The 16,787-nt window shown below is 61.1% G+C and carries 16 protein-coding genes; 10 read left to right on the top strand and 6 right to left on the bottom strand.

Translation table 11 applies throughout. The annotated features are described in order from the left end of the window. Positions 1 to 23: 23 nt before the first annotated feature. The 4 genes from ACVWXW_RS00535 to ACVWXW_RS00520 form a co-directional block, all read right to left on the bottom strand. Positions 24 to 542: a phycocyanin subunit beta gene (locus tag ACVWXW_RS00535; RefSeq protein ID WP_011432573.1), complete on the bottom strand. Its 519-nt coding sequence runs from the start codon at positions 540 to 542 to the stop codon at positions 24 to 26. 395 nt (positions 543 to 937) lie between these two features. Continuing rightward, positions 938 to 1,753, bottom strand: a complete 816-nt coding sequence (trpA, locus tag ACVWXW_RS00530) for a tryptophan synthase subunit alpha (RefSeq protein ID WP_457402160.1) — start codon at positions 1,751 to 1,753, stop codon at positions 938 to 940. A gap of 61 nt (positions 1,754 to 1,814) precedes the next feature. Then, the gene (locus ACVWXW_RS00525; RefSeq protein ID WP_457402158.1) at positions 1,815 to 3,230 is read right to left on the bottom strand and encodes an ABC transporter substrate-binding protein; all 1,416 of its coding nucleotides are present in this window, start codon (positions 3,228 to 3,230) and stop codon (positions 1,815 to 1,817) included. A gap of 139 nt (positions 3,231 to 3,369) precedes the next feature. Then, a complete protein-coding gene (locus tag ACVWXW_RS00520; protein ID WP_011430147.1) occupies positions 3,370 to 3,585 on the bottom strand; it encodes a hypothetical protein in 216 nt (71 codons plus the stop codon). Between the two features lie 28 nt (positions 3,586 to 3,613). Here ACVWXW_RS00520 and ACVWXW_RS00515 point away from each other — a divergent pair, with 28 nt between their 5' ends. Beyond that, positions 3,614 to 4,462: a class I SAM-dependent methyltransferase gene (locus tag ACVWXW_RS00515; RefSeq protein ID WP_457402156.1), complete on the top strand. Its 849-nt coding sequence runs from the start codon at positions 3,614 to 3,616 to the stop codon at positions 4,460 to 4,462. An 8-nt stretch (positions 4,463 to 4,470) separates the two neighbouring features. Here ACVWXW_RS00515 and ACVWXW_RS00510 read toward each other — a convergent pair whose 3' ends face one another. Then, positions 4,471 to 5,259 (bottom strand): amino acid ABC transporter ATP-binding protein, encoded by a 789-nt coding sequence (locus ACVWXW_RS00510; RefSeq protein ID WP_011432567.1) that lies wholly within the window; start codon positions 5,257 to 5,259, stop codon positions 4,471 to 4,473. 263 nt (positions 5,260 to 5,522) lie between these two features. Here ACVWXW_RS00510 and ACVWXW_RS00505 point away from each other — a divergent pair, with 263 nt between their 5' ends. From ACVWXW_RS00505 to ACVWXW_RS00465, 9 genes are all read left to right on the top strand, one after another. Then, the gene (locus ACVWXW_RS00505) at positions 5,523 to 6,560 is read left to right on the top strand and encodes an amino acid ABC transporter substrate-binding protein (protein ID WP_414373172.1); all 1,038 of its coding nucleotides are present in this window, start codon (positions 5,523 to 5,525) and stop codon (positions 6,558 to 6,560) included. A 108-nt stretch (positions 6,561 to 6,668) separates the two neighbouring features. Further along, positions 6,669 to 7,841 carry an amino acid ABC transporter permease gene (locus ACVWXW_RS00500; protein WP_457402153.1) on the top strand — a complete coding sequence of 391 codons (1,173 nt, stop codon included), beginning with the start codon at positions 6,669 to 6,671 and terminating at the stop codon, positions 7,839 to 7,841. Positions 7,842 to 7,844: 3 nt separating this feature from the next. After that, a complete protein-coding gene (locus ACVWXW_RS00495; protein WP_457393182.1) occupies positions 7,845 to 9,050 on the top strand; it encodes an amino acid ABC transporter permease in 1,206 nt (401 codons plus the stop codon). Between the two features lie 158 nt (positions 9,051 to 9,208). Beyond that, positions 9,209 to 9,991, top strand: a complete 783-nt coding sequence (gene tatC, locus ACVWXW_RS00490; RefSeq protein WP_457402151.1) for a twin-arginine translocase subunit TatC — start codon at positions 9,209 to 9,211, stop codon at positions 9,989 to 9,991. Continuing rightward, on the top strand, positions 9,981 to 10,595 hold the full coding sequence (locus ACVWXW_RS00485) for a nucleotidyltransferase family protein (RefSeq protein ID WP_414349906.1): 615 nt from the start codon (positions 9,981 to 9,983) through the stop codon (positions 10,593 to 10,595). Before tatC ends, ACVWXW_RS00485 begins: the two co-directional genes overlap by 11 nt. Further along, on the top strand, positions 10,582 to 12,030 hold the full coding sequence (locus tag ACVWXW_RS00480; RefSeq protein ID WP_457402149.1) for an NAD(P)/FAD-dependent oxidoreductase: 1,449 nt from the start codon (positions 10,582 to 10,584) through the stop codon (positions 12,028 to 12,030). The genes ACVWXW_RS00485 and ACVWXW_RS00480 overlap by 14 nt, the downstream gene beginning before the upstream one ends. A gap of 85 nt (positions 12,031 to 12,115) precedes the next feature. Continuing rightward, a complete protein-coding gene (locus tag ACVWXW_RS00475; RefSeq protein WP_457402147.1) occupies positions 12,116 to 13,003 on the top strand; it encodes an LmeA family phospholipid-binding protein in 888 nt (295 codons plus the stop codon). 224 nt (positions 13,004 to 13,227) lie between these two features. After that, positions 13,228 to 14,823 carry a hypothetical protein gene (locus ACVWXW_RS00470; RefSeq protein WP_457402145.1) on the top strand — a complete coding sequence of 532 codons (1,596 nt, stop codon included), beginning with the start codon at positions 13,228 to 13,230 and terminating at the stop codon, positions 14,821 to 14,823. 78 nt (positions 14,824 to 14,901) lie between these two features. Further along, positions 14,902 to 15,819, top strand: coding sequence for a methylenetetrahydrofolate reductase (locus ACVWXW_RS00465; protein WP_457402143.1), 918 nt, complete (start codon positions 14,902 to 14,904; stop codon positions 15,817 to 15,819). Here ACVWXW_RS00465 and dapB read toward each other — a convergent pair. After that, positions 15,816 to 16,676, bottom strand: a complete 861-nt coding sequence (gene dapB / locus ACVWXW_RS00460; RefSeq protein ID WP_457402259.1) for a 4-hydroxy-tetrahydrodipicolinate reductase — start codon at positions 16,674 to 16,676, stop codon at positions 15,816 to 15,818. The two genes, ACVWXW_RS00465 and dapB, sit on opposite strands and share 4 nt — an antisense overlap. Positions 16,677 to 16,787 lie beyond the last annotated feature (111 nt).

The raw sequence follows: 16,787 nt of genomic DNA, 5'->3' as shown, positions 1-16,787 counted from the left end.
CCAAGCTGGCTTCGACCCAAAGCTCAAACGATGGCGGCAGCAGCCTTATCGAAGTAGCTGGCCACTTCGCTTTGCAGCGCAGAGCAGTCCCCAGGGGTGATGCCTTTCGGATCCATGATCTTGGCCAGGGCTTCTTTCTTCATGGCAGCAATGCCGTTGGCCACAGAAGTGGTGGGCACCCCCAGAGCAATGTAGGTTTCCCGCAGGCCGTTCAGGCAGCGATCTTCCAGCACAGAGCTATCCCCGGCCAAGGTGGCATAGGTGATGTAGCGCAGGATGATCTCCATGTCCCGTAGGCAGGCAGCCATGCGGCGGTTGGTGTAGGCATTGCCGCCGGGAGCGATCAGATCTGGCTCTTGAGCAAACAAAGAGCGAGCTGCATTGGTTACGATTTGGGCGGCATTGCTGGTCATGCGGTTGACAGCATCTAGGCGCTTGTTGCCCTCTGCCACCAAAGCCGCCAGACGGTCAAAGTCTTGGTCACTTAAAAAGGCACCGCGTGCATCTGCCTGAGCGATCACCCGGGTAAAAGCATCTTGCATGATGGATCTCCTTCTGGTCTTTCCAAAAAGTGGTGAGCGACTGGCTGAACCTCCCAAAAGCCGAATCCCAAGCTTTTTTGCGGGATCCTCTTTGACCCCCAAAAATCAAGGATTCCGTGGCAGCAGACCCCCCACCGAACCCCTAAATTTTTAGATAGGTCAAGAACCTCTGCGACTTTCAGACAGCCGAGCATCCAGCCTAATTTTATATCGCGGGATGGATGAGTGTTTTGTGAAGATTTGCAAACCTACCAACCCCAAAATGTCTGCCTAGGCTGGGATCCCTGGACTATGGGGCGCAGCAGGGGGGAAATGGGTCTGCGGGCTGGCTCACAAAATGTAAACATTTGTTTTGAGATGGAAGCAGTCTGAGTGGGCACCTTCCTGAACAGAAGTTAACACTCTGGAGTGGTCACCTCTTGCAGGGCCGCTTTGAGGGCTCGACAAAAGTGAGCTATTTGTTGCAGTCCTTCTTCAGGCGTGGGGGCTTTGGCCAGCCGTTGCACAAATGCGCTGCCCACAATCGCCGCATCTGCTCCCCAGAGAGCGATCTGGCGGGCCTGGTCGGGAGTGGAGATGCCGAAGCCCACCCCAATCGGCAGGGGGGTTTGTTGGCGCAGTTGCTGCAGCAAAGCCGGGATCCGCTTTTCCAGGGTGGCCCGTTCGCCGGTAACGCCGGTGGTGCTGACCAAGTAGACAAAGCCACTGGACTGCTGGGCAATGCGGCGCATGCGCTCCGGGGGGCTAGTGGGGGCCACCAGCAGGATGAGGTCGATCTCTTCGGCCTGGGCTGCTTGTCGCAGGGATCCCGCCTCTTCCAGAGGCAGATCGGGGACGACCAAGCCGGCACAGCCGGCCTGCCGCAGTTGATGCAGAAAGTTGGGGATGCCGAGCTGGTGGATGGGGTTGTAGTAGGTGAACAGGATCAGGGGGGCCTGCAGCGAGAGACAGCGCAAGCCTTGTAGAATGGCGCCCAAAGTGACTCCCCGACTGAGGGCGCGGGTGGCTGCTGCTTGGATCACCGGCCCATCCGCCAAGGGATCCGAGTAGGGTACCCCCAGCTCGATAAGATCGGCGCCGCTCTGATCCAGAACCTGCAAAGCCTCAAAGGTGGTTTCCAAGTTGGGATCCCCAGCGGTGAGGTAGGGGATGAGGGCTTTTTCACCACGGCTGCGCAGCGCCTGAAAGCAGGCTGTGATCCGAGTGGGCATGGGATCCATTCGATTCTGAGGAGATTGAGAGCATCCCCCACTGTAGCGTCTGCCGGGATCCCTAGGGGAGAGGCACAAAATCGTAGCCGGTACCGGAGCGGTTGCCGGGCTCAACCTGCACCAGCACATGGGGAGCATTGCGGTCGCCGGAGGGCAAGAAGCGCACTTCTCCGGAAGCCCCGTCCTGGAGGAGGAAGTTGGGATCCTGCAAACGGGCCAGCACAGCGTTGCGGCTGGTGGCTCCTTGGCTGAAAGCTTGCAAGAAAACCCGGGTGGCATCATAAGCCAGAGCAGTGCGCCAATTGACCTGCCCTCCCCAAAGCTGAGCCGCCGCCTGGGCAAAGCCGCGGTTGCGCGGCACCTGAGGATGCCAGGGTACCGCCACCACCAAGCCCTCTACCGCTGCTCCCCCGTCTTGCAACGTGGTGAGGCTGAAGAGCACATCGCCGCCCAGAAGAGCAAGGGGCTTACCGGTTGCAGCGTTCTCGCGGGCTACGGCCAGCGCTTTTTCGGCTACGGAAGCCGTGGGAGCTAAAAAAGCTACCTGGGATCCTTGGCCGACGGCCCTTTGCAGGCTGGCCTGGGGGTTGAAGTCCGACGCCGATAAGTCGAACTCCGCCAGCACGATGCCCCCTTCGCTGGTCAGGGTGGAGGCAAAGGCATCGCGCAAGCTGGAGCTGTAGGCGCTGTTGGGGTTGTAGAAGATGGCCACCCTTTGCAACCGCAACGTGTTGAGAGCATAACGGGCCAGTTGCGTGCCGGCCACTTGATCCGAGGGCACGGTGCGAAAAATGGCATCCCCCAGCATGCTGATGCGGGTGCTGGTGGAGGTGGAGGAGATCATGGCCAAGCCGGCAGGCTGATAAACCTCGGCTGCAGCCAGGGTGGCGTCGCTGGTGTTATGGCCAATCACCCCCAAGATCTCGGGCTGGCTCACCAGAGCCTTGGCCACCGCCGTTGCTCGCTCAGGGTTGTCGCCATCGTCGGCAATCACTACCCGCAGCAGCCGTCCTCCGATTCCCCCCTGTTGGAAAAGCTCCTCCTGAGCTTGCGCCACCCCGCGCAGGGTCTCTTTGGCGCGGTTGGGGTTGCTGGAGATGGGCACCACCACCGCCAGGCTCAAGGGACTGCCCTGCTGCTGGGCACGGGCATTGTTCAAGAAAATGCGAGCTTCCGGGTCGTTGCGGTTGCTTTGCAGCCCCATCTCCAACACCGGGATGGCTGCGCTGAGGTTACCTTGGCGCAACAGCTCTGCAGCGGCAACGGCAGCGGGACTGCTATCGGCAAACAAGGTGCGCTCGCCGCTGGTCAGGAGCAGATCTTGTGCTCCACCCCCCAACCCTGGCAGCGATACTGGCGGTAGAGAAATGCTTTCCGGCCAGCGAACATAGCCCGCCTGCCAAGCGCGATGACCGCCCCAGAGTAGCAATAGCCCCAAGGCAATGTAGACAATGGGTGGTGGAGACTTGGCAACCATATATCACACTATAGAGAGAGAAAACGCTAGCTTTTGGCCAGCAAAGACACTGCTTGTATCCTCAGGAATCCTCAAAAGTCATCTTTCCAAGGATCTCTAAGGATCTCCGACTATGCATCAGCATGAGTGCGGGAGTATGTCACGGATCGGGACGGTAGGAAGGGCTGTTGCGGTATTGACGCTCTAGCTGCTCCACAATGGAAATGGGAACGGATGAGGTCTCGGAGGGCTCTTCTGGCGAGGTGCCGATCTGCGTCTCGGTCTCCACATTGAACTGCCGAGATGTTGCCCAAACCACTGCTGCAATCAGCAAAAGGACGATAGCGGCACCGTAAAGAAAGGCGACGATGGCCATCGGGTCAATGGTTTAGCTTTCCCCTTCCATGATAAAGGCTGTCGAGAATTACCCACTTCAGGATCCCTTGGAGCAAGCGCTGTGGGACTGGCATCGGGGACAGGCCAAGGGATCCCTGCTCTTGCATGCCTACGGCCTGGAGGGGATCCCGTTGGCGGAAGAGCCCCAGGTGGTCTCCCCAGAGGTGTTCTTCACCCAGGAGCTGCCGGAGGTGGAGGCCATGGCTTTGGATCTATGCCGCGGTCGGGTGCTAGACATCGGCGCCGGTACGGGCCGCCACAGCCTGCTGCTGCAGGAGGAAGGATTGGCCGTGGCTGCCTTGGATCGCTCCCCGGTGGCGTTGCAGATCATGGCAGAGCGGGGGGTGCGCTGCCGCATTGCCGCCGATCTTTTCCACTGGCCGGGGCCGGAGGATCCCTTCGATACGCTGCTGTTGCTGATGAATGGCGTCGGCTTGGCGGGATCCCTGTCGGGCTTGGAGCGTTTTTTGCGCCTGGCTCGCCACTGGGTTCAGCCCACTGGCCAGTTGCTCCTGGATTCCACCGATCTGAGCGATGCCAGCGACCTCGCAGATCTGCGGAATCTGCCGGCAGAAGAGGGAGGGCGTTTAGAAAACTTGGAAGATCCCTCTGGCAAGCTGGCCGCTCCTGCCCACCTCGAAGCAGGTGGCTCAGAAGATTGGCAGGAAGGGAGCGAGGCAAAAGCCAAGGTAGTGAACTTTGTAGCCGAGTACAACGGCCAGCGGGGGGATCCCTTTCCCTGGCTATTTGTAGATCCGGAAACCCTGCTGCAGTGTGCCCACGCCAACGGCTGGCAGGGGCAGATTGTCTATCAAGAGCCGGAGGGGGCTTTTCTGGCACGCCTCACCCCCTTCTGAAGGACTCGCTAGTGGGAAAGGATCTGGGATAAAAACAGGCGGGAGCGCTCTTCTTTCGGATTGCTGAAAAACTCTTGGGGGGTGTTTTCCTCCACGATCTTGCCGCGGTCGAAGAAGATAATCCGATCCGCCACCTCGCGGGCAAAGCCCATCTCGTGGGTTACACACACCATGGTCATCCCCGAGCGGGCCAACTCCCGCATCACGTCCAGCACCTCCTTGATCATCTCTGGATCCAAGGCCGAGGTGGGCTCATCGAAGAGCATCACCGCCGGATTCATGGCCAAGGCGCGGGCAATCGCCACCCGCTGCTGCTGCCCCCCCGAAAGTTGCCCCGGGTATTTTTCTGCTTGCTCGGCGATCCCCACGCGGCTTAGCAGTTCCATAGCCCGCTCTATCGCCTCACTTTTTTTCATCTTTTTCACGTGGATTGGGCCAAGGGTTACATTTTGCAAAACCGTGAGATGGGGAAACAGGTTGAACTGTTGAAAAACCATGCCCACCTCGCGGCGAATGGCATCGATGTTGCGCAGGTCGCTGGTTAGCTCAATGCCATCTACCACAATGCGCCCTCTCTGGTGTTCTTCTAAGCGGTTCAACGTGCGAATAAACGTTGACTTGCCCGAGCCTGAAGGCCCACAGACCACCACCACCTCTCCGCGGCGGATGCGGGTGGTAATGCCCTTGAGGACGTGGAAATCGCCGTACCATTTGTGAACATCTTCGCATTGGATAATGTCAGCGCTGGCTGCACTTTGCGGAGAGAGTGAAGACCTTATGTGCGGGGATCCTTGCATGGGTGGGTGACTCCCTAAGTTTCACCAAAGCAGGCATGGGTACCATGGCAGAACTGGCCGAGCCACAACCGTAGCCTCTGCAACATTTCCATACGCCCTGACATGTAAGGCTTTGAGAAAATCGTAGGCGCCTATGGCAAACCATTCTATGGGGTGTGGGGTGTGGCAGGAGTGTAACCCAATGGCACGGTATCTCGGTTGAAGTGCCGTGTATGAACGACTGTTGACGACGAAGATCTTGAGGATTGACATGGGGTAATTTTATGAACTGGATAAAGCATTTGAACGGATTGGCTCCCTTGGCCGGGGCACTGGCGTTGTCTATGGGCCTGCAGTCCCTTCCCGCTTGGGCGCAGCTGGGGCCGCTCACCGACCGCATCAAGGCTCGGGGCGAGTTGATCTGTGGGGTAAACAACCAACTGCCCGGATTCGGCAACCTGGATGACCAAGGCAAGTATGTGGGTTTTGATATCGACATCTGCCGGGCAGTAGCTGCCGCTCTCTTTGGAGATCCGGACAAGGTTCGATACGTCTACCTGACGGCGGCCAATCGCCAGTCTGCGATTCAGTCGGGCGAGGTCGATATGATTAGCCGCAACACCACCTGGACCCTCACCCGGGATCGCGAGTGGGCGGTGACCTTCGGCCCCACCACCTACTACGACGGCCAAGGATTTATGGTGCGGAAGTCGCTGGGGGTGGAAAAGCTGGAAGACCTGAACGGGGCCACCATCTGTGTGATTGCCGGCACCACCACCGAGCTGAACTTGGCGGATACCTTCCGCGCCCGTGGCATTGCCTTTACGCCAGTAACCTTCGACGGCGATGATTCCTCTTTCAACGCCTACGAAGAGGGCCGTTGCGATGCCATCACCAGCGACCAAAGCGCCCTCATCTCCCGCCGGGCCAGCTTGGCTTCTCCCGACGACCACGTGATCTTGCCGGAGGTGATCTCCAAAGAGCCCTTGGGGCCGCTGGTTCCCCACGGAGATGAGAGTTTCTCCGACATTATGAACTGGACGGTCTACGCCCTCTTCTATGCAGAAGAAAAGGGGATCACCAGCGCCAATGTGGACGAGTTCCTCAAGTCGGAGGATCCCGACATTCGCCGCTTCTTGGGCCAGGAAGGCAACCTGGGAGAGCTGCTGGGCCTGAAGCCGGATTGGGTGGTCAATGTCATCAAGGCGGTGGGCAACTACGGCGAGATCTTCGACCGCCACCTGACCCCCTTGGGCGTGCCGCGGGGCTTGAACCAGCCCTACACCAAAGGTGGGATCCAGTACGCGCCGCCTTTCCGCTAATCGCAAATCCGGGAGCCATCGCCCCCCCTGGGACAGGGATCCCGGTTGGTCAGTACCGGCCAGGGATCCCCTATTCTCTGCTGTGCTCTGAATTTTTGCTTGCCCCGCATGACTTCTCTGTCCGACCAGCCCCACCTTCGCCCCCCCTGGTGGCGGGATGAGCGCATCCTAAAAGTTCTGCTGCAGGTGGCCTTTGTCGTGGCCGTGCTGCTGGTGTTCGGGATCCTCGCCCAAAATCTCCTCGCCAGCCTGCGCCGCCTGGGCATCAGTTTGGGCTTTCGCTTTCTGGACAACTCCGCCAACTTTGGGATCACCGAGGGGCTGATCCCCTACGACCCCTCCGAGAGCTACCTGAAGGCTCTGGCGGTGGGAGCGGTGAACACCCTCTGGCTGTCGGCAGTCAGCATTGTGTTGGCGACGGCGATGGGCTTTGTCCTGGGGATGGCTCGCCTCTCCAGCAACTGGCTGGCCCGCCAGCTGGCCACCGTTGTTACCGAGATCTTTCGCAATGTCCCGGTGCTGCTGATCGTGATCTTCTGGTACCAGGGGGTGATCCTCACCCTGCCGGGGGTGCGCAACAGTCTCTCCATCGGCGGGCTTGTCTTTATCAACCAGCGGGGAGTGAAGCTGCCCGGGTTGGATCCCAGCGGCTGGCTGGTTCCCGCGCTGGCCATTGTAATCGCGGCTGGGTGGGGGATCCGCAAGCTGCTCCTAGTCTGCCGACCCGAGCTGGGATCCCTGCAGCGGAACCTGTGGGTGGCTGCGGGGGTGGTGCTGCTGGCGGTGGCCTGCTGGGTGCTCTTCCCAGAGCCGCCGGTGCGGCTGGATGTCCCGGTACTGGAGCGCTTTAACTTCCGGGGTGGGATCCAGCTTTCGGCGGAGTTTACCGCCATGATGCTGGGCTTGGTGACCTACACCGGCTGCTACATTGCCGAAGTGGTGCGGGGATCCTTTTTGGCGGTGCCGCGGGGGCAGTGGGAGGCGGCCCGGGCCGTCGGCCTGTCGGAGCTGCAAACCTTTCGCTTGGTGATTGTGCCCCAGGCCCTGCGGATCATGATCCCCTCCTTGAACACTCAGTATCTCACCTTGATTAAAAACTCCAGCTTGGCCATTGCCGTTGGCTTTTCCGATCTGTTCAACATCAGCAGCACCATCATCAACCAGTCGGGACGTTCGGTGGAGATGTTCGCCATCCTCATGGCCACCTACCTGACCTTTAACCTGGTGGTTTCCTACGGCATGAACTGGCTCAATGCCCGCGTCAAATTGGTGGAGCGCTAACCCATGCCCAGCAGTCTCTCCTCTCCCCTTGTAGAAGAAAAGGTACTCCCCCCCACGGAGAAACAAAGTCCGCTGGCTTGGGTGCGTCGCAACCTGTTTGACTCCTGGTTGAGCACCTTGCTCACCTTGGTCTCCGCCTTGGTGTTGGCCTGGGCAATTTCCCTGTTCTGGAACTGGGCGTTCACCCAAGCCCGCTGGGAAGTGATCCCGGCCAACCTGAAAATCTTTGCCAGCGGCACCTACCCCAGCAGCCAACTGTGGCGGGTGTGGGCGGTGTTGGGAATTGTGCTGGCCACCTTGGGGGTAGCGGGGGGGGCTTGGGGCGGTGTGCTGCTGCACTACCTCATTCTCTTGGGAGCTGCTATGGGCTTGGCCGCTTTCCTGCCTTTGGGAACCCAGTCGCAGGGGTGGCTGGCGGTTTGCTCTGGCGTCACTTTTGCCGCTATTGCCCTCAGTCGCGGACGGGAATCCTGGCGGCTGGCTTCCATCTGGGTTTGGGCCTTGATCTTGCCCCTCTGTCTGGAGCTGCTGCTGGGCAACCTGGGCCCCAATTGGCCGGCAGTGCGGGCTGAGCAACTGTCTGGACTGCTGCTGACCTTGATCTTGGCGGCAGCCGCCATGATCATCGGCTTCCCCATTGGGGTGTTGCTGGCGTTGGGCCGGGCCAATCGGGCGTTGCCGGTAATCCGGATCTTCTGCACGCTGGTGATCGAGCTGGTGCGGGGGGTGCCTCTGACCACCATTCTGTTTGCCGCCTGGCTGTTGGTGCCCTTCTTTCTGGGGGGGATCAGCGTCAACCTGATCATCCGGGCGGAGGTGGCCTTCATCTTGTTTACAGCCGTGTACGTGGCCGAGGACGTGCGGGGCGGCCTGCAGTCAATCCCGCTGGGCCAGCTAGAAGCGGCACGGGCGCTGGGCTTGAACCCCTTTCAAGTGACCGCTTTGGTGATTTTGCCCCAGGCGTTGCGGGCAGCTGTTCCGGCGCTGGTGAACGAGTTCCTCACCCTCTTCAAAGACACGTCACTGGTGTTCATTGTCGGCCTCATCGACCTGCTGCAGGCGGGGCGCGTGGTGTTCACCAACCCCAACTGGCTAGGCACCCAGCGGGAAGTGCTGTTTTTTATCGGCCTAATCTACTTCATCTGCTGTTTTGCCATGGCCTATGCCGCCCAGCAGGTGGAAAAGGCGCTGGGCTTGGGCAAGCGCTAAAAACTGCAACCGCTCCCCTTCCCAGTTTCATCTGCTCAGGCCCCGGGATCCCCTTAACAGGCCAGGGCTACATCCCCCTATAGCGGCTCGACAAGTGCTTTTCCCTGGAGAGGGGGCAGCGCTAAGATAGCGGGGAACGTCTCGTTACACCTTGGCCCATGACCCTTGCCTCTGAGACCGAATCCCCGGAGCAAGCCGCGGCGGCCCCTGAGTCTGGTCGGGTGCGGGATCCGGAGTTTCCCTACGAGGTCGAGATGACCTTGATGGAGCACTTGGAAGAGCTGCGCAGCCGCCTGTTGGCCAGCGTGATCGCGGTGGCGATCTGCATCATCGCTTGCTTTGCCGTGGTGAACCGCATTGTCGCCCTGCTGGAGGTGCCCGCTCGGGGGGTTACCTTTTTGCAACTGGCGCCGGGGGAGTATTTTTTCGTTTCTGTGAAGGTGGCGGCCTACTCGGGGCTATTGCTGGCCACACCCTTTTTGCTCTACCAAATTGCCCGCTTCGTCTTGCCGGGGCTGAGCGTGAAGGAGCGCAAGCTGCTGGGGCCGGTGGTGCTGGGATCCAGCCTTCTCTTTGTGGCCGGCTTGGTCTTTGCCTACTATCTCCTCATTCCGGCGGCGCTTAACTTTTTCATCCGCTACGGCGAAGGGGTGGTGGATCAGGCTTGGTCCATCGACCGCTACTTTGAGTTTGTGCTGCTGCTGCTGTTCAGCACCGGCCTGGCCTTTCAGGTGCCGATTTTGCAGGCGCTGCTGGGGGCGCTGGGGCTGGTGACTGCCGAGCAGATGTTCAAGGGCTGGCGCTATGTGGTTCTGGGCGCGGTGGTGGCGGGGGCCATTCTCACCCCTTCGACGGATCCCCTCACCCAGAGCCTTTTGGCCGGGGCTGTGACGTTTCTATATTTGTTTGGCATTCTGCTGGTGAAGCTCCTTGGCAAATGAGCCGAAGCTGCATGCGCTGATCTTGGCGGCTGGGTTTTCCACGCGGATGGGAGAGCCGAAAGCCTTTCTGCCCTGGAAAGACGGGCAAACCCTGCTCTCTTACCAGATTTTTCAGTGGCGACAGGCGGGGTTTCAACCCTGGGTGGTGCTGGGATCCCAGCATTTGGCGGCAGCCCAACCCCACTTGGCAGGGGCAGAGGTGCTGGTCAATCCGGCTCCTGAGCTGGGCAAGACCCACTCCATTCGGGTAGGGGTGGAAGGGATCCCTGCCGATTTTCAGGTGCTGGCCATTTCGGCGGTGGATCAGCCCCGCCCGGCGTGGATCTACCACAGCTTGCTGGAGTACCATCTGCGCCATCGCGCTTGGGTTACTGTGCCGGTGCATCGAGGGCGACGGGGGCACCCTACCCTGATCGACAGGCGCTTGCGGGAAAAGCTGTTGGATCTCCGAGAAGAAACCCTGGGCCTGCGCCGGTTGTTGCAGGATCTGGGCAGGCGGGTACAGGAGGTGGAGCTCTACACTCCTGAGATCTTCCTGGACTGCAATACCCCTGCCGATATGGAGGCCGCTGCTGCCGGTTGCGACAGCGTTGCCCAGGAGTGAGGGGATCCCCTTCAAAAATTGTTCTTCGACCGGTCGCCTCAGCGGTACCGAGCACTTCGGCGTTGCCCAGCAAGATGTTCTTCCCATTGCTCGTATGAGAAAGGGCCTTTATCCTGCCAGCACCTATGATCCTGCCTGTCCGGTCGGCAGCTACTGGGAGAGCACGATAGCAGATCCCGGCTGGCGGCATCCGGCACCTTTGCAGGAGCAGGTGAGCGCGGAGGTGGTCATTGTGGGGGGAGGATTGACGGGGCTATCGACGGCCTTGCACCTGGCCCGCGACCACGGTATCCATGCTTGTCTGCTGGAGGCGGGATCCCTGGGTTGGGGGGCCTCGGGGCGCAATGGCGGCTTTTGCGGGGTGGGGGCGAGCCACCTTACCCACGCCCAGATGGTGCGGCGGGTGGGCCTGGCAGAGACAGAGCGCTACTACCGGGATCAATGGCAGGCAGTGGAAACCGTTCAGGAGCTGGCGGCCAGCGAGGGCTTCTCCCTAGAGGCTCAGGGACAGGGCTGCTATGCAGTGGCCCATCGTCCACAGGCATGGTCGGAGTTAGAGGCCGAGTACCAGATCTGTACTCAGGTGGCGGGCTACCCGGCCCAGCTCCTCAACCCCAAAGAGCTGCGGGAACGCGGCTTCAACAGCCAAGAGAACCACGGCGCTTTGCACATCGGGGTGGGGTTTGGCCTCAACCCCCTCAAGCTCACCCAAGGACTGGCCCAAGCGGCCCACCGGTGGGGGGCGAAGCTGTACAGCGGCAGTCCGGTCACGGCCTGGGAAAAGGTGGGATCCCAACACATCTGTCACACGCCGGGAGGAACGGTGCGCGCTCGACACTTGGTCATCGCCACCAATGGCTACACCCCAGAGGCCCTGTATCCCCAACTGGCGGGATCCCTGTTGCCGGCACTGTCCAACATCCTGGTCACCCGACCTCTGACGCCTCAGGAGCAGAAAGCGCAGGGGTGGTGGGATCCGACGCCACTCTACGACATGCGGCGGCTGCTGTTCTATTACCGTCTGCTGCCGGATGGGCGCCTGCTGTTTGGGGGACGGGGTGGCACCCGCGATACCCCGACGGAGCGACAGCAGTTGCGCACTTGGATGACTCGACAGCTCTATCGTCTTTTCCCTGCTTGGGAAGGGGTGGAGATCGAGTACGCCTGGAATGGACTGGTCTGCCTTTCTCGACAGTTTCACCCCCATATTGGCCCTTCGCCGGCGGATCCCAGCCTATGGTATGGCCTGGCCTATCACGGCAGCGGTGTAGCCACGGCGGTGTGGGCGGGCAAAATGCTGGCCCAGGAGATCGCCGGGATCCCTTCCCAGATGAGCGCTCTGTTTCGCCAGCCGCCCCGCTCTTTCCCTTTGCCCTGGCTACGGCTGCACTATCTGCGGCTGGGGTATCTTTGGTGGCAGTTGACGGATGGATAGCCTCTCCAAGTGTGCGGGGGATCCCTCTGTTCGGCGGAGAAGTCCTGCCCTAGTCTGGTCGTAGTTGGGTGGAAACCATCGCTTGTTGTTGCTCCCGAGGTATCCAGTGCTGCTCACGTCTTGCCATCGGCCCAGTCCAGATCCGTCTCCTCTCCAAACCCAATCGGCAACCTGTCGCCGCCAACGGCTTTCGCAAGCGGGGCAGCGGCTGGGGTTTGCTCTGCTGCTCAGCCTACCCACCATGTTTTGGCCTTGGCCCGGATTTGCCCAAATTGCCGGATCCCTTCTCAGCCCCTTGGTGGCCGCTTGGATCCGTTCGGAGGTGCAGAGGGTCGATAACCTGCAAGTGCAAATTGCCGGCTCCGACGCCCAGATTTTGAACGGGCAGATCCCTCAGGCCCAGGTGTCGGGAGACAACCTCAGCTATCAAGGCTTTCAGGTCAGCCATCTGCGGCTGCGGGGCCAGGATATTCGCCTCAATGTGGGCGAAGCCATCCAGGGACGGAGCCCGCTGCGGCTATTGGCCCCTGTGCCGGTGCAGGTGAGCTTGCGCCTTACCGAGGAAGACCTGAACCGCACCCTCCAGGCTCCCCTCATCCAAGCCCAACTGGCTCAGGCCCAGGTGCAGTTGCCTGTTGGGGGCCAAGTGGTGCCCTTTCTCATCCGCCAGCCTCAGGTCACGCTGGAACAGGGTCGGCTGCGCATCCAGGCTAACCTGACCACTCCGGAAGGGGTGGAAGCGCCGGTGACGGTGCTGACTGGCCTAGAAGCCCAAGGCCCCAACCGGTTGCGGCTGGTCAATCCCCTCTGGGTGAGCGAAGGCCAAGAGATCCCCATCCCCGGCCTGGCCGATTTCCCCATTCAGTTGGATCCGGGCGTGCGCATTGACCGCCTGGAGGTGCAGCCCGGCCAAATCCTCTACGAAGGGATCCTGACCATTTACCCAGAAGTCGCAACCGTGCCGCAGGGATAGTTCGCCTGGGCAGGACGGAGACCTTTCCCGTTCAGCAACGGGTGTGATCGGGATCAATCTCAAAGGGTGTGCCTCTGGGCGAGGATCCCTCTAGCAACCGGAGGGAAAGGGATCTTGCTGGCCGTTTGCGTTGGTGCCCCGTCGGGAACCGCACCGTCCACAAGACGAGAGCGGCATCGACTCCCTTCGGTAGCCGGGCAGGAGTGGTGTATTGAGGTGAGATCATGATCCAGCCATCCAACTGCAAACTCGACCCCTGGGTCGCGGTAGCGGTGCGGAGCACTTGCGGCTGGGCGCTGCTGCTGATTTTGTCGGTTGGTTTTTTGGGGGGATGTGCTGGCGACCCGGTTTCTACAGTCCCTCTGGATGGCGCTGCTGTCGGCACGCGGACGGCCACTCCCGAAGGCCGATCCTTTTCCGATATTCAGCCTGGTCGGGAGCCCCGTCTGAAACACCTTTGGGCCAGTTTTGTCATCACTGCTGAGCAACTGCAATCCGCCCGCGAGGCTTCTGTCTCTCTCCATCCGCAGGCCATTTTTCCCTGCACCGACTGCGAAAGCCTGCCGGGATCCCCGCCCCCCACTGCTTCCCCCGCTCCAGGCACCTACCGATCTGACCAGCTCACCTTCTCCTTCCGGGTTGAGCCCAATGAGACGTCCACCCGCCTCAGGGGTAGCTTTCACCTGGATACCACCACGCCTCTGATCCACCCCGGCGCAGGGGTGCGCTTGGTAATCCAACGGGCTTTCTGGGGGGAAGACCCGCTGGAACCGCTGCCACCTCCCCAGGACTTTCACCCTCAGCAGATCATCCGAGGCCAGTTCCAGGAGCGCAGTTGGATCCTCCCTTTCTCCCTGCCGCATCCCCCTGCCGGTGAGGTCTTGCCGCCGCTGCGGCTGGAGGTTGTTCTCACCTCGCCAATCCCACCCGATTCCGCCCCCTTTCTGCGGGGTAGGCCGCTGCCGCCACCTCCGGGTCGGCTGTATCACGGGGTCGCTTGGCCGGGCATTCCCACTTGGGATCAACTCCTCGCCTATCGCCAGGCCATCGGTCAACCCCCCGCCTGGGCAGCCGTGGATCACCTCTGGGATCCCCGCCAGGACTTTCCGCAGCAGTTGGCCAGTCGCCTGCGGGAAAGCGGCTCAGTCCCCTACCTGCGCCTGCGGCTAGATCCGGCCCAACTTTCTGCCTTGGCCAATGGGGATCACGATGAGACCTTGCGCTCTTGGGCCCGCGGGATCCAGCGCTTTGCCACCCCCATCATCCTGGCCGTCGTTGTTGGCGACGGGGATCCCGAACGCGCTCGCGGTAGCGGTGGGGAGCCCTTTGGTGGGACGGAGTCCTCGCTGCAACAACGGGCTTACCAACACCTGATGCAAACCCTGCGCTCTGTTCGCGTTAGCGGGACGGAGTCCCCGGCCAATTTGCTCTGGGTGGTGGAGCTGGACGGAGAAGATGCCAAGGTCGTGTCCACCTGGGCTCGGTTCCCTGAGATGGACTGGCTGAGCCTACAGGTAACGGGGGATCCCGCCGCTTTTGAACCGCTGTACCGCCGCCTTGAGGCCCTCAACCCGGAAGTGCCTGTGGTGATCCGCGGGCCAGCCCTGGGCTCGGAAGCCTCTCAACCGCTGCTGGCAGCCCTAGAGGCCCAACGCTGGCCTCAGGTGATCGGCTGGAGCTGGGCCTTGAGCGGGGACGGGATCCCTCCTGCAGCAGCACAGGATTGGCGGCAGCATCTGCAACAGGGGGATCCCCAGATATGGCTGGGGGAAATGCGGGTGCAGCCCCCGCCCAGCCCCCTTCCCTCGCCCAAGCCTTGAGAAAGGACGACCTGTCTGGAAAAACCTCCTGGAAAAGTCGATAATAGGCCAGCCCGTTTTACCCTTTCTGCCGAAATTGTGGCCCTGATCCCCTCATCACCTCCCCTGTCCCGCTTCGCCCAGGCCATCCAGCAGGGGGAATTTCTGCTCACCGCCGAGATCACCCCCCCCAAGGGATCCGACACCAGCACCCTGCTGTCTTTGGCCCAGCAGCTCAAGGGGCGGGTGCATGCCATCAACATCACGGACTCCAACCGAGCCATGGCCCGCATGAGCCCGTTGGCGGCCTCGGTGCTGTTGCATCAGGCGGGTGTTGAACCGATCCTGCAGTTGGCCTGTCGGGATCGCAACCGCCTGGCCCTCCAGGGGGATCTGTTGGGGGCCTCAGCTCTCGGCCTGCGCAATGTGTTGGCCCTCACCGGGGATCCCATCCACATCGGCGATTGCCCCGATGCCCGCGCCGTGTTCGATCTGGAATCGGTGCGCCTGCTGCAGCTTATCCAACGGCTGAACAACGGCCTAGATTGCAATGGCAAACCTCTCCCGGATGGGGGCACGCATCTGTTGGCAGGGGCAGCGGTAGAACCCCAATCGGGCAGCTTTTCCGGCCTGGAGCGGCGCTTCCACCGCAAGCTGGAAAACGGGGCCCAATTTTTCCAAAGCCAGATGGTTACCGACTTTGAGCAACTGGAGCGCTTCATGGATAAGTTGGGCCGTCCCGCCGGCAAGCCCATTTTGGCCGGCATCTTTTTGCTCAAATCGGCCAAAAATGCCGAGTTTATCAACCGCAACCTGCCAGGAGTGAAGATCCCAGACGGGATTATCCAGCGGCTGGCCAACGCCGCCCACCCCCTCGAAGAAGGGATCCGCATTGCCGCCGAACAGGTGCGTCAGGCCCGCCAGATCTGCCATGGGGTGCATCTGATGGCCGTCAAAGCCGAGCACCTCATCCCCCGCATTCTGGATGAGGCCGGGATCCCTCCCCTGACCGGCTAGCTCAACACTTGCTCCAGCCCGTAGACCAAACCTTTGAGCTGCAGCACCTTGCGGATCCCCAGGATCACCCCCGGCATAAAAGCTATCCGATCGGTGGTGTCGTGTCTCAAGGTGAGGGTTTGCCCCATCCCACCAAAAATGACCTCCTGGTGGGCAATCAACCCCGGCAGACGAACGCTGTGAATGGGAATGTTGGGGCCAGAGAGCCCTCCCCGCGCACCGGGGATCAGCTCTTTTTCTTCCACTGAGGACTCCGTCCCGCTGTCGCGAACGGGCGGGTTAAAGGTTTTGCCCAATTGTCCCAGCCGTTGGGCCGTCTGCAGAGCCGTGCCGCTGGGGGCATCCGCTTTGCGGTTGTGGTGCAGCTCGATGATCTCGACATGGTCAAAATACTGGGCCGCCTGCAGCGCCATCTGCTGCAGCAAAATCATGCCGATGGCAAAATTGGGCGCGATTAAACAGCCCACACCCGACTTGTCCGCCAGATCCCGCAGCCGCTCTACCTGCTCCGGCGTCAGGCCCGTCGTCCCCACCACCGGACGCACGCCAAAGGCAATGGCCGAGCGAACATGTTCAAAGGCCGACCGAGGATGGGTAAAATCCACCATCACGCCGCGGTTGCTCCGCTGCGACAACCTCAGCAACTGCCCCGACAAGTCATCGGTAATCTCCACCCCCAGGGATCCCAGGCCCAGCACCTCGCCAATGTCCAAGCCCAATTGCGAGCGGGCTACTGCCCCCACTAGGGTCATGTCGGGCGTCTGGGCAACGGCTCGCACCACCTCTCGCCCCATTTTGCCCAAGGCCCCCACCACCAAAACCGGGATGGGGGATTGGGCCGCTCCTGGAGTTGCCAACCCCTGAGAGGGGTCTGCACCACTATCGCGATCGACCGGATCAACCGATGTTGTCACCCGCTGCTGCCCTCATCCAAGCTCTACGAAATGACTGCGAAAGCGGGGGATCCC

This window comes from Thermostichus sp. MS-CIW-30 (assembly GCF_054058015.1).
The sequence above is the reverse complement of the archived record's forward strand: the minus strand, read 5'-3'. Positions and strand labels throughout refer to the sequence as shown.

Bases quoted from the DNA above. Each gene is read 5' to 3' on its own strand.
- ACVWXW_RS00535 (WP_011432573.1), bottom strand. From the start codon at position 542: ATGCAAGATGCTTTTACCCGGGTGATCGCTCAGGCAGATGCACGCGGT.
- trpA (WP_457402160.1), bottom strand. From the start codon at position 1,753: ATGCCCACTCGGATCACAGCCTGCTTTCAGGCGCTGCGCAGCCGTGGT.
- ACVWXW_RS00525 (WP_457402158.1), bottom strand. From the start codon at position 3,230: ATGGTTGCCAAGTCTCCACCACCCATTGTCTACATTGCCTTGGGGCTA.
- ACVWXW_RS00520 (WP_011430147.1), bottom strand. From the start codon at position 3,585: ATGGCCATCGTCGCCTTTCTTTACGGTGCCGCTATCGTCCTTTTGCTG.
- ACVWXW_RS00515 (WP_457402156.1), top strand. From the start codon at position 3,614: ATGATAAAGGCTGTCGAGAATTACCCACTTCAGGATCCCTTGGAGCAA.
- ACVWXW_RS00510 (WP_011432567.1), bottom strand. From the start codon at position 5,259: ATGCAAGGATCCCCGCACATAAGGTCTTCACTCTCTCCGCAAAGTGCA.
- ACVWXW_RS00505 (WP_414373172.1), top strand. From the start codon at position 5,523: ATGAACTGGATAAAGCATTTGAACGGATTGGCTCCCTTGGCCGGGGCA.
- ACVWXW_RS00500 (WP_457402153.1), top strand. From the start codon at position 6,669: ATGACTTCTCTGTCCGACCAGCCCCACCTTCGCCCCCCCTGGTGGCGG.
- ACVWXW_RS00495 (WP_457393182.1), top strand. From the start codon at position 7,845: ATGCCCAGCAGTCTCTCCTCTCCCCTTGTAGAAGAAAAGGTACTCCCC.
- tatC (WP_457402151.1), top strand. From the start codon at position 9,209: ATGACCCTTGCCTCTGAGACCGAATCCCCGGAGCAAGCCGCGGCGGCC.
- ACVWXW_RS00470 (WP_457402145.1), top strand. From the start codon at position 13,228: ATGATCCAGCCATCCAACTGCAAACTCGACCCCTGGGTCGCGGTAGCG.